This window comes from Rhizobium leguminosarum bv. trifolii WSM2297 (assembly GCF_000271845.1).
This window is the reverse complement of the sequence record NZ_JH719393.1, coordinates 393,799-408,628: the sequence shown is the minus strand read 5'-3', so window position 1 is coordinate 408,628 and position 14,830 is coordinate 393,799. Positions and strand designations below refer to the sequence as shown.

Sequence of the window (14,830 nt, the reverse complement as noted above, 5' to 3'; positions counted from 1 at the left end):
TCCCCATACTTACCCCCATAAGGACATTTCCATGAAGCATATGCGCAATCTCCGCCTGATGCTGGCAAGCACCGCTTTTCTCGCGCTCGCCGGCCCCTCCTTCGCGCTTGACGGCGCTGATATGATGAAAAAGCTCAATGCCGCCACCAGTGCCGGCGGCACGGTCATCACCTTCGAAAAGGCTGATGTCGATGGCGACACGGTAACGGCGACGGGCGTCCAGGTTGGATATGCGAACTTGCCCGGCGATACTTTGAAGATCGGCGAGCTCACCTTCGAGGGCGTCGAGGAAACCGAAGGCGGCGGCTACCACGCCAAAACCGTCTCTTTCCCGGATATCGACATGAGCCAGGCAGTAGGTCGGCTTTCCGTAAAGGACATCGAGATCGCCGGCCTGACGATTCCCGCCAATGCCACAGGCGACACGCTGAACGACATCCTCCTCTATGAAACCGTCAGCACCGGGCCGATCGCTGTCAACATCAAGGGCAAGGACGTGTTTGCCATCGAGGGCATCGAGTCGAACCTCGGGCGCCAGAATGGTGGCTTTACCTATGACGCCAATGTCGCCGGCGTGAAAGCCGACCTGTCGCAGGTCGAGGATGCGAGCGCGAAGGACGCCATCGAGAAACTCGGGCTGACCACGCTCGACGGGACGGTGACGATGAAGGGCAGCTGGGAAGTCGAAAGCGGCAAGATCGCTGTCGACGAATACGCTTTCGACTTCAAGAATATCGGCCGGCTGAATATCGCCGTCGACCTCTCCGGCTACACGCTGGCCTTCGTCAAGTCGTTGCAGGAGGCGGTCAAGACGGCCGAGGCCAATCCGAACAAGGAAGAGGCCAACCAGGCCGCCGGCCTTGCAATGTTGGGGCTGATGCAGCAGCTGACGTTCAACAGCGCCTCGATCCGCTTCGACGATGCCTCGATCACCAAGAAGGCGCTCGACTATGCCGGCGCGCAGCAGGGCATCACCGGCGAACAGCTGACGCAATCACTGAAAGGTCTTGTGCCGATGATGATGGCGCAGCTCAACCTGCCGGAGTTGCAAAATCAGGTATCGGCTGCCGTCAACACCTATCTCGACGGGCCGAAAAACATGACGATCAGCGCAGCACCAGAAAAGCCGGTTCCATTTCCGATGATCATCGGCGCGGCCATGGGTGCGCCGAACACCATTCCTTCGGTTCTCGGCGTCAAGGTGACGGCGAACGATTAAGCCGCCTATAGAGGTGAACTGCCAGAGGCGGGTTTTCCGACCTGCCTCTGGGGTCCTTTCCCGGGAAAGGCAAGCAACATCGAAGGTCGACGAAAAGCCGACCACGTTGATCCAGGTGAAGAGAACGATTTCCCTGGATTCGCTAAAACTCGTCGCTGCGACGCCTCACCGCGTGCTTCAGTGCCATCATATGTCTTCGTCGCTCCAGCACATAATCGGCATAGCCGACGCAGATGAACAGCAATGTCGGGCCGGCGTAGATGATGATCAGAGCCAATGCGATAGGGATGAATGCGGTCGTCATGATCGTGTTTCCATCATAGGGTGGGGCCGAAAGCGGCGAAAGCCGTAAGCCTTCATCTCGACATTCCCTGTCCTTATTTACCCAAAATTCGCCGGCTTCGTATTCGTTCCGTCCCCGATCGATTTCCATCCGCCCCGCAGGTCCCCATCGGAAGGCAACATTGAAGCGGGCGGCTCGCTCGACCGCAATTCACCGCGGCCTTTCCTCCCGCATTGCCGCCGTCACGCGTTTGAGCAGCGGGACCGACAGCAGATTCTCCAGCAGAACCGATAGCTTCGGCTTCCAGTTCGGATAGCTGTCGCTGGTGCCTGGAATATTGGTCGGTCTTTTCTCGTCGGTGAGATCGGCAAGCCGCACGGCGGTCAGAAGCGATGGGGTCCGGGCAATGAAACGGTAGGCGCTGACGGTCAAAAGTTTCAGCGTTTCTTGGCTTGCCCGCGCCGCCGTGAGCCGCGGCGGCACGTCGAGGCCGGCGGCCTTGAGTGCCGTTTTCAGGTGCCTCCGTTCGCGCTTGCGGTGTTCGAGATGTTCTTCGGTGAGATCGGGCGGTACGATACCGTGTTCACAACGATCCTGAATGTCGGCGCCGCGCCACCAGCCGGCAAGCGTCTGGTGGTCATGTGTCGAAATGCAGGTAAGCGCGAGGGCGGGATAGGCATCGGCCGGCTTGAAGCCCTTTTCGTTCTGTTCGTAGGAAAGGATCCGATAGGAGAGAATGCCGGCAGCCGCCAGATCCTCCTGCAATCCTTCCGGAATCATTCCGAGAGACTCCCCGATGACGAGGCATCGATGTTCGGCGGAGGTCTCCGCGAGGATCTGCAGCAGCCGATCCTCGGGATAGCGAACATAGGCGCCGCTGTCCGGCCTGTCGCCCAAAGGAACCAGGAAAAGACGGCGGATCGCTGGCGCGTGGTCGATGCGAATGGCGCCCGCGTAGCGCATCGCGGCGCTCACCATGCGCCGGTAAGGCGACATCTTTCCTCCGGCAATTTCGGACGGCAGATATCCGGCAAGATGCCAGTCCTGCCCGTGAACGGCGAATGGATCGGGAGGACTGCCGATCGTGGCCTGCGAGACATAGATATCCGGCTCGCTCCACGTCGCCGAGCCGTCGACCGCCTCCCCGACGGCAAGGTCGAGATAGAGCCCGATGCGCAGGCCGGCCCTGCGCGCCCGATCCGCGGCCTGCATCAGCTGGCGGTGGGCAAGCCATTGAAGCCACATGTGGAAGCGAACGTCATCTGAATGCTCGCGTTCGAAATCGCCGACAGCGGCACTGTCGAAGCGTTGGAACTCGGCCGGCCACCCTTGCCAGCCGGCGCCCGCCCCGCGCTCGACCATGGAAAAGGAAAGGCATTCGAACAGCGCATGCAGCCGCAGGCTGTCGCCGCCTTGCGCGACGAAGGCGTCAAAATCGGCGGCGTCGTCATCGACGGTCTTGTCACTGACGCGGCGCTGTCGCCATGCCGACCAGAGATCATGAAGGGCACCGAGCTTGGTTCGCGCGACGCCGATGTAATCAACGAGATCGGATTGGCGAAGGCGCTTCAATTCCCGTTCGAGTTCGGGACTGCCGGCAAAAGCCGGCACCTGGTCGACGGCGATATAGAGCGGGTTGAGATGCTGGCGGCTTGAGGGCTCATAGGGGCTGCAGCGATCAGGATCGGCGAGGAACGGCGCGTGAAGCGGGTTGAGGCCGATGAAATCGGCCCCCAGCGATCCCGCCAGATCGGCCATGTCAGCCAGATCCTTGAAATCTCCTATGCCCCAGTTGCGTGCCGACCGGAGTTCGTAAAGCTGCAGGCTTAGGCCCCAGACACGTGTGCCGGAAAGGAAATCCGGCAGAAATGACACGGGAATCTTCCTGCGATCCGGCTTCGCTTCCTGTCGCGGCCCGCCGGTCTGTTGATCCGCCGTCCCCGTCAGGCCAATATTCAATGCCGAGAGTATCTTGCGCTTGGTGGCGGCGGAAATCGGCACTTCCCGGTTCTCGGGGCTGGGCCGTGTCGGGCTGATGCCGTGGAAGCGGGCGAGCTTGTCGAGTTCAGCGGATTTCATTATTCGACCCTTCCCACCCCGTCACGCCTCGCTGATGCTCCAGATCACCGTCCAGGGCGCGAGATCGCCGCCACCGCTTCCGCCGAGACGAAAGATCGTCTCGGCGTCTTCCTGCTGCGAGGCCGGCGGCGCGGCCGCTTCGTTGCCGAGGTTGGTGCGCAGATGAAGATGCCGGCTTTCCGCAAGGGTCCAGTCCACCGCGATCGCGTTTCCCGCCGAGCGGTAGACGGCCCTTCCGGCGGCGGCTCCCTTCAGCAAAGGCACGATCCGGCGGTGCCGGAGGTCGAGAAGTGTCCTGTAGAAATCGAGGATCTCAGAGGAAGCAACTTTCGACCAGTCGAGTTTGGCGGCAGCAAAGGTCGACGGCGCCGTCGGGTCGAGAAGGTCGTCGGCGTCGAAGCCCGGCAGACGCGAAAGCTCCTCGCGACGGCCTTTCCTGACCTTCTCGTTCAGCTCCTCGTCGAAATCGCAGAAAAACGGGAAAGGCTCTGCAGCACCCCATTCCTCGCCCATGAACAGCATCGGGATCTCGGGCGCCAGCAAATAGATTGATATGACGGCTTTGACGGCATCGGCCGGGCTCGACACCATGACGCGGTCTCCCAACGCCCGGTTGCCGATCTGATCATGGTTCTGGATGAAGGAGATGAAAGCGGTCGGCGGCAGATGACCGCTCGGCTTGCCCCTATTTCCACCGCGATAAGGCATATGTTCTCCCTGGAACACAAAACCTTCCGCCAGCGCCCGGCCGAGCTTGCCGACATCGCCCGCATAATCGGCATAATAGCCGAAGGTTTCGCCGGTGGCAGTGATATGCAGCATATGGTGGATGTCGTCGTTCCACTGGGCGGTGAACAGCTTCGCCGCGCCTTTTTCATCGCGCTTCAGCAGATCGCTGTCATTCTCCTCGTTCTCGACGATCAGATGAATAAGCCGATCGCCGGCCGCAGCCCTGACGCGGCGGGCAAGCTCGTGAAGCAGATGCTCGTCGCTATCGTCCTTGATCGCGTGAACAGCATCGAAGCGGAAGCCGTCGAGCCTGAATTCGGTGATCCAGTAGGTGGCGTTCTCAATGACGAATTCGCGGATCATCTGCGATCCGTCGCCGTCATAGTTGATGCCGTGGCCCCATGGCGTCTTGTGATGGTCCGTAAAGAGCGGCGCATAGGAAGGGATAAAATTCCCGTCGGGCCCGAAGTGGTTGTAGACCACATCGAGGAATACCGAGATACCGCGCTGATGCGCTTCATCCACCAGCGCCATGAAATCCTCCGGCCGCCCGTAGCTGCTGTCGGGGGCATAGGGCAGCACGCCGTCATAACCCCAGCTGTAACGGCCGGGGAATTCGCTGACCGGCATGATCTGCAACGCCGTGACGCCCAGCTCCCGCAGATGATCGAGCCGCTCGATCGCAGCTTCGAAAGTGCCCTCCGGCGTGAAGCAGCCGATATGCATCTCGTAGACGACCATCTCCTCCCATGGCCGGCCGGTCCAGTCGCTAGCCTTCCAGCCATAGGAGGAAAGGTCGACCACTTCGCTCGGACCGTGCACGTCCTGCGGCTGGAACCGCGAGGCGGGATCGGGAATTTCAAGGCCGTCCGGCAGGACGAAGCGATAGCGCGTGCCGACATGGGCATTCGGAACTGCGCACCGATGCCAGCCACCGTCCGCCGCCTGCATCGACCGCGGATCGGCGCCCTCGATCTTCAACGATACGCTTTCATGCAGAGGAGCCCAGAGCCGAAACAGAATACCGTCTTCAGTGAATGCGGGGCCGAACGTCATATTGGTCAAGGGAAAGCCTTCGGTGAAGTGAGGATGGATTTGGGTAACTTTTGCGGGAGCAAAAAGTTTCGTTCGCAAGCGCTCGCGCGAAAGCAGCTACCCTCACCAAACAAAAGATTACTGGCTTATGAGAGGCCGCGTCAGTCGAGCCAGGTCGACGGCTCGCGCATTCCGTGAACGATCACGACAATTTCAGCGCCATAACTCGTGGGTTCATAGATGGCGATGTAACGTCCCTCGACAATCAGACGGGCAGCGGCGCTGATTTCCGGGCGGGCAGGCCCGATTTCGGGGTGTGCGGCAACCAGTTCGAACTTTTCAAAAAGTCTTTGCAGGAGCCTATCCGCTGCCGGTTCATTCTGAACGGCAATATTCCGCCAGATATCGCGCATCTGGCGTTGGGCACGCGGAGACAACCTATATCTAGCCACGGGCTGCGCGTTCTGCTTTCAGCTCCTGCAGGAAGCCCGCGGGATCAACCTCCTCGGGTTCGCCGCTGGCTTTGCCCTCAGCATATTCCCGCTTGAGTTTTTCCAGCTCAAGCGCGCGAATCTCCTCGCGCTGTTCCAGCAGCCGGAGGCTATCGCGCACGACCTCGCTGGCGCTGGCATAACGCCCGCTTTCGACAAGCTCGCGGACAAGTCCTTCATAGCGAGGACCAATGTTGTAGCTAGAGGGCATAGCGCGATACCTTTTCGTTGAAGCGATATTATCAGTTTTTGATAAACGCGACAAATAGAACTGGCCGCCGGCCGATGATTGCAAGACGTTTCGACTGTCACGCCGCCGCGACTTTGCCCGAGAGTGCCTTGTCCATGGCGGCCTGAAGCTGTTCCTGGGTGAACGGCTTCGTCATCCTGAGCATCCGGCCGAGCCCGTGGTCTTCGGAAAACTCGGCATAGCCCGAGGCAAGGATGATGGGCAGGCCGGGGAAGGCCGAGCGGAGGTGGCGTGCAAGCTCGGCGCCTGTCATGCCGGGCATCGCATGATCGGTGATGACGAGATCGCAATCCCGTCCGCCGGCCAGAAATTCCAAGGCCTGCGAGGCGGAAGAAGCCTCGCGCGGCAGGTGCCCGAGATCCTCCAGCATCGCCACGGTTCCGGTCCGAACAAGCGCATCGTCGTCGACGACGAGAATGGCGAGCGGCCGTGACACCGGGTTCAGGGCTTCCGTCGCGAGAGGCTCGACGGCCGGCTGCGTCTTGACAGAGGTCTCGGCCACGGGCAGCCAAAGGGATACGGTGGTGCCGCTGCCCCTCGCGCTCGATATCTGGATCGAGCCGCCGGATTGGGCCGCCAGGCCATGCACCATCGACAGGCCGAGACCGGTTCCCTTGCCGACCCCTTTGGTGGTGAAAAACGGTTCGGCGGCACGCGAAACCGTTGCCTCGTCCATGCCTTCGCCATCGTCCGACACCGATATCCTGATGTAGTTCCCACCCGCGAGACCGGCCGGCCGAGCCTCTTCGGCATGGGCCGCGGCAACCGTCACAGCGCCGCCGCTTTCCAATGCATCTCGCGCGTTGACGAACAGGTTGAGCAGCGCCAGTTCCAACTGGTTACTGTCCACCAGCAGCGGCGCCAGATCTGTCGGGATGCGCTTGCAGATTTCGATGCGCGGACCTACGGCCTTGGCAAGGAGATCCTCGACATTTTCGAAAAGCGTGAGGAAGTCGACCGCCTGCGGCTTGAGCTCCTGGCGGCGTGCGAAGGCAAGCAGGCGTTGTGTCAACGCTGTGCCACGCTCGGCCGCCTGGATCGCGTTTGTCACCAAGCGTTCGTTTCGCTCATCGCTCGGAAGCCGTTTCTTCAGAAGGTTGAGGCTGCCGAGAACCGCCATCAGTAGATTGTTGAAGTCATGGGCGACGCCGCCGGTCAAATGACCGATCGTATCAAGCTTCTGCGCCTCGAACAGTTGCGCCAGCGCCTCTTCGCGCTCGCGCGTCCTTTGATCGATCCGGTGCTCCAACTCCTCGTTGAGCTCCCGCAACTGGGCGGCCGAGGCCTCGAGCTCGGCGGTGCGCTGACGAACCCTCGCCTCCAGTTCGGCGTTCAGGCGTTCGAGTTCCCGCGTCTTCCTGTAGAGATCTGCAAAGACCCTGACCTTGGCTCTGAGCACCTCGGGCACGATCGGTACGGAGACGTAGTCGACCGCGCCAACGGCATAACCGCGCAACCGGTCGGGTTCGGCCAGCATCACGGCGGAAACGAAGATGATCGGCGTGTTCTGATACCGCGGGTGCTGCCGGATCATGCTGACGAGCTCGAAGCCGTCCTGTTCGGGCATGCAGACATCGACGAGGATTACGGCGATTTCGGTGCGCAACAGGTGCTCGAAGGCTTCACGGGCGGATTGCGCCTTGATGAGGTTTTCATCGAGTTCTTCGAGGATAACCTCATAACTCAGGAGCTTGGCGGGCTGGTCGTCGACGAGGAGGATGTTGACTGGGTTCATGGCCGGATCCTCAGCGGTGCAGCCACATGCGAAGCGCCGACAGAAGCTGTTCGGTATTGACCGGCTTCGCCAGGTAATCGGATGCGCCGGCTTCCAGGCATTTCTCCCGGTCGCCCTTCATCGCCTTGGCCGTCAGCGCCAGGATCGGTAGCCGCCGGAACCGTGGCTCCGACCGGATGACCTGCATGGTCTCGTAACCATCCATTCCGGGCATCATGATGTCCATCAGCACGATCGCCACCGAAGATTCGTTGTTGATGACGTCGATGGCTTCGCTGCCGGTCGTGGCCGTAAGCACCCTCATTCCCCGGCGCTCGAGCACGCTGCTCAGCGCAAAGATATTGCGGGCATCGTCGTCGACGAGCAGCACGGTCTCGCCGACGAGATCCTCGTCCGAGCTGTGCAATTCCCGAAGTGTCGCCTGTTTTGCCGCCGGCAGATCGGCGACGACCCGGTGCAGGAACAGAGCCGTCTCATCGAGAAGCCGCTCAGGAGACTCGACGCCCTTTACGACGACGCTTCGGGCCATGCTGTGCAGCGTCGCATCTTCCTCAGGGGAAAGCTCCCGGCCGGTGAAGACCACTACCGGCACCTCGCCGATCTCGGCGTCGTCGCGTATCTGCTCCAGGACCTCGAAGCCGGACATGTCCGGCAGCGAAAGGTCGAGCACCACGCAGTCCGGCGGATCCTGCCTGAGGGCCGCGAGCGCTTCCGATCCGGAGCCGACACTTGTGATGTCTATGTCGTCATGTCCGAGAAGCGCGGTGACGCTCATTCGCTCCGCCTCATTGTCTTCCACGAGCAGCAGATGCTTGCGGCGCGGCTGCGAATAGGCCTTCAAGCGCGACAGCGCCTTTCCGAGGCCCTCGGGCGTCGTCGGCTTGCTCATGAACGCGAAAGCGCCGCGGGTCAGCCCATGCTGGCGATCCTCGTCGAGGCTGATGATCTGCACCGGGATATGCCGCGTCTGCGGATTCTGCTTGAGCTGGCTGAGCACCGTCCAGCCGAGCATGTCGGGCAGGAAGATGTCGAGCGAGATCGCCGCCGGCCGGTAGTCCTGTGCAAGCGCCAGCGCATCGCTGCCACGCATCGCCACCAGCACCTTGAACCCGTTATCGCGGGCGAGATCGACAAGGACGCGGGCGTAATGCGCATCGTCCTCGACGACGAGCAGCACTGAATCGCCAGCCGCAATCTGGTGGCGATCGTCTTCCACATGTTCGATTGTCTTTTCGGCGCGGCGGCTTGCCGCCGCCTCGGCGAATTCCACGACATTTGCCGACGGAGCGGGCTTCGGCGCAATCGCGCCGGCACCGACATAGGTGAGCGGCAGATAGAGGACGAAGGTGCTGCCGACCCCAGGCGTGCTGCGCAGCTGGATCTCGCCGCCCAAAAGGTTTGCCAGCTCGCGGCTGATCGCCAGCCCGAGGCCGGTGCCGCCATATTTGCGGCTCGTCGAGGCATCCGCCTGCTGGAACGCCTCGAAAATGATGCGTTGCTTCTCAGGCGGGATACCGATGCCGGTGTCGACGACTTCGAAGGCAATGACCGAAGGCGCGTGCCGGAGCGACGGATGATCCGGCGACCAGCCACTGGTTGCCAAGGCGACGCGAAGCGTCACGCCGCCCTGCGCGGTGAATTTGAAGGCGTTCGACAGCAGGTTCTTGAGGATCTGCTGCAGCCGCTTGGAATCGGTAATGATGCTCTTCGTGACATCGCCGCCGACTTCGACCGCGAACGACAGGTTCCGGTTTTCAGCCTCGTGCCGGAACGGCCGGGCCATCATTTCGAGCAGGTTGCTGACGAAAATCTCCTCGGCATCGACCGAGACCGTTCCGGATTCGATCTTCGACAGGTCTAGGATATCGCTGATCAGGTTCAGGAGATCGGTTCCGGCGCCGTGGATTGTCTTGGCAAACTCGACCTGTTTGCCCGATAGGTTGCCGTCGGGGTTCTCGCCGAGCTGCTGGCCGAGAATAAGGATAGAATTCAAAGGCGTGCGTAGCTCGTGCGACATGTTGGCGAGGAATTCGGATTTATACTTCGATGTCAGCGCCAGTTCGGTCGCCTTTTCCTCCAGCGCGCGCCGGGCCTGCTCGATCTCCTGGTTCTTCGCCTCGACTTCGACGTTGCGTTCCTCCAGCTGCTGCGCCTTCTGCCCGAGCTGTTCGTTGGTCTGCTGCAACTCGCGCTGCTGCGTCTGCAGCTCTGCCGCGAGTTTCTGCGACTGCTTGAGCAGGCCTTCGGTCTGCATGGTCGCTTCGATAGAATTGAGGACGATGCCGATCGATGTTGTCAGTTGGTCGAGGAAGGAGAGCTGCAGCTCGGTGTAGTCGCCGGCGGAAGCTAGCTCGATAACCGCCTTGACCTGCCCCTCGAAATGCACCGGCAGCACGATGGCGCTTCTCGGTAAGGTGGTGAATACGCCGGAGCTAATCGGGACGACGTTGTCGGGAAGGTCGGTGACCAGAATCCGGCGGGCGTCGCTGGCGCACTGTCCGACAAGCCCCTGGCCGAATTCGAGCCGCGGCGGGTGCGCCGCCTCGACCCCGCGGGCATAGACGGAAAGCAGCGACAGGAAGGGCTGCTGTTCGTCGGCGTCCACCTGGTAGATTACCCCTTGATGGGCGCCGACCAGAGGCGCCAGCTCCGACAACAGCATCTTGCCGACCAGCGTCAGGTCGCGCTGTCCCTGCAGCATGTTGGTGAAGCGCGCCAGATTGGTTTTCAGCCAATCCTGCTCGGTATTGCGCTCCGTGGTGAGCCGCAGGTTGTCGATCATCGTGTTGATGTTGTCTTTGAGTTCGGCCACTTCGCCGCGCGCATCGACCTTGATCGAGCGTGTCAGGTCGCCCTTGGTGACGGCGGTCGCCACTTCGGCGATGGCGCGCACCTGCGTCGTCAGGTTCGCGGCAAGCAGATTGACGTTGCCGGTCAGATCCTTCCACGTCCCCGCCGTACCCGGGACATTCGCCTGGCCGCCGAGGCGGCCTTCCACGCCGACTTCGCGCGCCACCGTGGTCACCTGGTCGGCGAAGGTCGCAAGCGTATTGGTCATGTTGTTGATGGTTTCGGCGAGCGCCGCCACCTCGCCCTTGGAGGCGACGGTGAGGTTCTGCTTGAGGTCGCCGTTCGCCACCGCCGTCACGACCTTGACGATGCCGCGAACCTGCTCGGTCAGGTTGGCGGCCATAACGTTGACGGTATCGGTAAGGTCCTTCCATGTGCCGGCCACACCCGGCACCTGCGCCTGGCCGCCGAGCTTGCCTTCGGTCCCGACTTCGCGCGCCACACGCGTTACTTCACCGGCAAAGGCGTTGAGCTGGTCCACCATGGTGTTGATGGTGTTCTTCAGCTCGAGGATTTCCCCCTTCACGTCGACCGTGATCTTGCGCGACAGGTCACCGCGCGCCACGGCTGTGGTGACTTCGGCGATGTTTCGAACCTGGGTCGTCAGATTGGCGGCAAGCAGGTTGACGTTGTCGGTCAGGTCCTTCCAGGTGCCGGCGACGCCGGGAACCACTGCCTGGCCGCCGAGCCTGCCATCGGTGCCGACTTCGCGCGCCACACGCGTCACTTCGCCGGCAAAGGATCGCAGCTGATCGACCATGGTATTCAAGGTATCTTTGAGCAGCAGGATCTCGCCGCGCACGTCGACGGTGATCTTGCGCGACAGGTCGCCATTGGCGATCGCAGTCGCCACCTCGGCGATATTGCGCACCTGCGCCGTCAGGTTGCCGGCCATCGAGTTGACGCTGTCGGTCAGGTCCTTCCAGGTGCCGGCGACGCCGGAGACCTGCGCCTGGCCGCCGAGCTTGCCTTCGGTACCGACTTCGCGGGCAACGCGCGTCACTTCGCCGGCAAAGGCGTTCAACTGGTCGACCATCGTGTTGATGGTGTTTTTCAGTTCGAGGATTTCGCCCTTCACGTCGACGGTGATCTTGCGCGACAGGTCGCCGCGCGCCACCGCCGTCGTCACTTCGGCGATGTTTCTCACCTGGCCGGTCAGGTTGGAGGCCATGGAATTGACATTTTCGGTGAGGTCCTTCCAGGTGCCGGCGACACCCGGCACCTGCGCCTGGCCGCCGAGCTTGCCTTCAGTTCCTACCTCGCGCGCAACACGCGTGACTTCGGAGGCGAAGCGGTTCAGCTGGTCGACCATGGTGTTCAGCGTTTCCTTGAGCTCAAGGATTTCACCCGAGACCGACACCGTGATCTTCTTCGACAGGTCGCCATTGGCAATCGCTGTGGAGACCTCGGCGATGTTGCGCACCTGCGCCGTCAGATTGCCGGCCATGGAATTGACGCTGTCGGTCAAGTCCTTCCAGGTGCCGGCAACGCCGAGCACGTTCGCCTGCCCACCGAGCCGGCCTTCCGTGCCGACCTCGCGCGCAACACGTGTCACCTCGCCGGCAAAGCCGTTGAGCTGATCGACCATCGTGTTGATGGTCTCCTTCAGTTCAAGGATTTCGCCCGACACGGTCACTGTGATCTTCTTGGACAGGTCGCCCTGGGCGACGGCGGTTGCGACTTCGGCGATGTTACGCACCTGCCCCGTCAGGTTGGAGGCCATGGAATTGACGCTATCGGTCAGATCCTTCCAGGTGCCGGCGACGCCGCGCACATTGGCCTGACCGCCGAGCCGGCCTTCCGTGCCCACTTCGCGGGCGACACGCGTCACTTCCGAAGCAAAGGCGTTCAGCTGATCGACCATCGTATTGATGGTTTCCTTCAGCTCCAGGATTTCGCCCTTCACATCGACGGTGATCTTCTTCGACAGGTCGCCATTGGCAATCGCAGTCGAGACTTCGGCGATATTGCGGACTTGCGCCGTCAGATTGCCGCCCATCGAGTTGACGTTTTCGGTCAGATCCTTCCAGGTGCCGGCGACGCCGCGCACATTGGCTTGGCCGCCCAGCCGGCCCTCGGTTCCGACTTCGCGGGCGACACGGGTGACTTCCGAGGCAAAGGCGTTCAACTGATCGACCATCGTATTGATGGTTTCCTTCAGCTCGAGGATTTCTCCGGACACCGTCACCGTGATCTTCTTCGATAGGTCGCCATTGGCGATCGCGGTCGACACTTCGGCGATGTTGCGCACCTGCGCCGTGAGGTTCGAGGCCATGGAATTGACGTTGTCGGTCAAGTCTTTCCAGGTGCCGGCGACACCGGGCACCTGCGCCTGCCCACCGAGCCGGCCCTCAGTGCCGACTTCACGCGCCACGCGCGTCACCTCGCCGGCAAAGCCGTTGAGCTGGTCGACCATGGTGTTGATGGTTTCCTTCAACTCCAGGATTTCGCCCGAGACGTCGACGGTGATCTTTCTCGACAGGTCGCCGCGCGCCACGGCAGTGGTCACCTGGGCGATGTTGCGCACCTGAGCCGTCAGATTGCCGCACATGGCGTTGACGCTGTCGGTCAGGTCCTTCCAGGTGCCGGCCACCCCAGGCACCAATGCCTGACCGCCGAGCTTGCCTTCGGTGCCGACTTCGCGGGCCACACGCGTTACTTCCGAAGCGAAAGAACGCAGCTGGTCGACCATGGTGTTGATGGCTTCCTTCAGCTGCAGGATCTCGCCGCGCACGTCGACGGTGATCTTCTTGGAAAGGTCGCCATTGGCAACCGCGATCGTCACCTCAGCGATGTTGCGAACCTGCGCCGTCAGGTTCGACGCCATCGAGTTGACGCTTTCGGTCAAGTCTTTCCAGACGCCGGTCACTTCAGGAACCTGCGCCTGCCCCCCGAGTTTTCCGTCCGTGCCGACCTCGCGGGCAACACGCGTCACCTCAGAGGTGAAGACGCTCAGCTGCTTGATCATCGTATTGACGATATCGGCCGAGCGCAGGAATTCGCCTTTGAGCGCCCGACCGTCGACATCGAGCGGCACCGTCTGCAGGAGATCTCCCTTAGCGACCGCGGTGATCGTGCGTGTGACAGCTGTCGTCGGCCACAAGAGATCGTCGATCAGTCCGTTGATCGATCCTTCCATCTCAGACCAGGAACCATCCGAAAGGCCGAAGCGCACCCGCGTACTCGTCCGGCCGTCCCGGCCGACGACTTGGCCGACATGCTCGAGTTGCTGGGCCATGCGCTGATTGCCGGCGATGATATCGTTGAGAGCATCGGCGATCTTGCCGGTAACGCCGGTCAGGTCGGACCGCATCCGCACGGAAAAGTCACCGCGCCGGACCGCGACGAGGACCTCCAGCAGCGCGCTGGCATCGTCGAATGCCATCGCCTTCTGGTCATGGCCATTGAGGCTGTCTGCTTCGATGTTGTCGCGCGCGCGTTCACTGGTTTGGTTGCTCACGAAAATCCCCCTCTTCGACGATCGGTAATTTAGTGCTCAACGCAGAAAATGGTATGGGCCATTTCGCATGCAGCCTATCATGATTTGCCATACAGGAAATGAACCTAAAGCTGCATGAATCCAAACCGCCTCGGGACGGCGTTTTGGCAAGGTTTGCGGTTTTTTGCACCAGCGGGAACAGTTGCCCGCCGGCCGTCGTTTCCGTTCTGACAATGGAGAGCGACATGTCGAACGTCTCACGGACAGGCAAGGAAGAGATCAACAACGCGACCAGCCCGACCACCTTCGGAAGGTCGGTCGAAAGCCAGGCGCAAATGCAGGATGCGGCGACTGAGGCGTCGCCGGAAGCCGGTGGCGAAATGCTCAACATCTATCGATTGGAGCCGATTGCCGCCCCTAACGACCCGAGATGGGATAATGCCCCGGGACACGGCACCGTCGTGGTGGCCGCCAGAACGGCTGGTGATGCCAGGATCGTCGCCGCGTCGCGTGAGCTCGATTTCATGGAAGTGGATGCGGCGCCCGCCGAGGATGTCACGACGGCCAATGCCAGCGCCTTTCGCGACGACAAGCTATACACCGTCATCGAGATCGACCGGAACAGGCGTGATGTCGCACGCGGCATCCTTGACGGGACGGTCTCGGTCGATACGATCCGATCGGTCGAACCGGACTAGAGACCCCTCGTTTCCTAGGAGC

General features: G+C 61.6%; 9 protein-coding genes. 2 read left to right on the top strand and 7 right to left on the bottom strand.

Features of this window, described 5'->3' with window-relative positions; genetic code table 11:
• Window positions 1-31 precede the first annotated feature (31 nt).
• A complete protein-coding gene (locus tag RLEG4DRAFT_RS05665; protein WP_003575969.1) occupies window positions 32-1,219 on the top strand; it encodes a hypothetical protein in 1,188 nt (395 codons plus the stop codon).
• A 142-nt stretch (window positions 1,220-1,361) separates the two neighbouring features.
• On the opposite strand, the gene RLEG4DRAFT_RS40715 is transcribed toward RLEG4DRAFT_RS05665, so the two are convergent.
• From RLEG4DRAFT_RS40715 to RLEG4DRAFT_RS05630, 7 genes are all read right to left on the bottom strand, one after another.
• Window positions 1,362-1,523 (bottom strand): hypothetical protein, encoded by a 162-nt coding sequence (locus tag RLEG4DRAFT_RS40715; RefSeq protein WP_003575968.1) that lies wholly within the window; start codon window positions 1,521-1,523, stop codon window positions 1,362-1,364.
• Window positions 1,524-1,712: 189 nt separating this feature from the next.
• Window positions 1,713-3,581 carry a 4-alpha-glucanotransferase gene (malQ, locus tag RLEG4DRAFT_RS05655; RefSeq protein WP_003575967.1) on the bottom strand — a complete coding sequence of 623 codons (1,869 nt, stop codon included), beginning with the start codon at window positions 3,579-3,581 and terminating at the stop codon, window positions 1,713-1,715.
• A gap of 21 nt (window positions 3,582-3,602) precedes the next feature.
• Entirely contained in the window at window positions 3,603-5,366 is a 1,764-nt protein-coding gene (gene treZ / locus RLEG4DRAFT_RS05650; RefSeq protein ID WP_003575966.1) for a malto-oligosyltrehalose trehalohydrolase, read from the bottom strand.
• 140 nt (window positions 5,367-5,506) lie between these two features.
• On the bottom strand, window positions 5,507-5,797 hold the full coding sequence (locus tag RLEG4DRAFT_RS05645; RefSeq protein WP_003575965.1) for a type II toxin-antitoxin system RelE/ParE family toxin: 291 nt from the start codon (window positions 5,795-5,797) through the stop codon (window positions 5,507-5,509).
• The gene (locus RLEG4DRAFT_RS05640) at window positions 5,790-6,047 is read right to left on the bottom strand and encodes a type II toxin-antitoxin system ParD family antitoxin (protein WP_003575964.1); all 258 of its coding nucleotides are present in this window, start codon (window positions 6,045-6,047) and stop codon (window positions 5,790-5,792) included. The genes RLEG4DRAFT_RS05645 and RLEG4DRAFT_RS05640 overlap by 8 nt, the downstream gene beginning before the upstream one ends.
• A gap of 97 nt (window positions 6,048-6,144) precedes the next feature.
• Window positions 6,145-7,821: a response regulator gene (locus RLEG4DRAFT_RS05635; RefSeq protein WP_003575962.1), complete on the bottom strand. Its 1,677-nt coding sequence runs from the start codon at window positions 7,819-7,821 to the stop codon at window positions 6,145-6,147.
• Window positions 7,822-7,831: 10 nt separating this feature from the next.
• Entirely contained in the window at window positions 7,832-14,131 is a 6,300-nt protein-coding gene (locus tag RLEG4DRAFT_RS05630; protein ID WP_003575961.1) for a HAMP domain-containing protein, read from the bottom strand.
• A 224-nt stretch (window positions 14,132-14,355) separates the two neighbouring features.
• Between RLEG4DRAFT_RS05630 and RLEG4DRAFT_RS05625 the strand changes: the two genes are divergently transcribed.
• Complete coding sequence (locus RLEG4DRAFT_RS05625) at window positions 14,356-14,808, top strand: hypothetical protein (RefSeq protein WP_003575960.1); 453 nt, start codon at window positions 14,356-14,358, stop codon at window positions 14,806-14,808.
• Window positions 14,809-14,830 lie beyond the last annotated feature (22 nt).

Bases quoted from the DNA above. Each gene is read 5' to 3' on its own strand.
- RLEG4DRAFT_RS05665 (WP_003575969.1), top strand. From the start codon at position 32: ATGAAGCATATGCGCAATCTCCGCCTGATGCTGGCAAGCACCGCTTTT.
- RLEG4DRAFT_RS05625 (WP_003575960.1), top strand. From the start codon at position 14,356: ATGTCGAACGTCTCACGGACAGGCAAGGAAGAGATCAACAACGCGACC.
- RLEG4DRAFT_RS40715 (WP_003575968.1), bottom strand. From the start codon at position 1,523: ATGACGACCGCATTCATCCCTATCGCATTGGCTCTGATCATCATCTAC.
- RLEG4DRAFT_RS05640 (WP_003575964.1), bottom strand. From the start codon at position 6,047: ATGCCCTCTAGCTACAACATTGGTCCTCGCTATGAAGGACTTGTCCGC.
- RLEG4DRAFT_RS05635 (WP_003575962.1), bottom strand. From the start codon at position 7,821: ATGAACCCAGTCAACATCCTCCTCGTCGACGACCAGCCCGCCAAGCTC.
- treZ (WP_003575966.1), bottom strand. From the start codon at position 5,366: ATGACGTTCGGCCCCGCATTCACTGAAGACGGTATTCTGTTTCGGCTC.
- malQ (WP_003575967.1), bottom strand. From the start codon at position 3,581: ATGAAATCCGCTGAACTCGACAAGCTCGCCCGCTTCCACGGCATCAGC.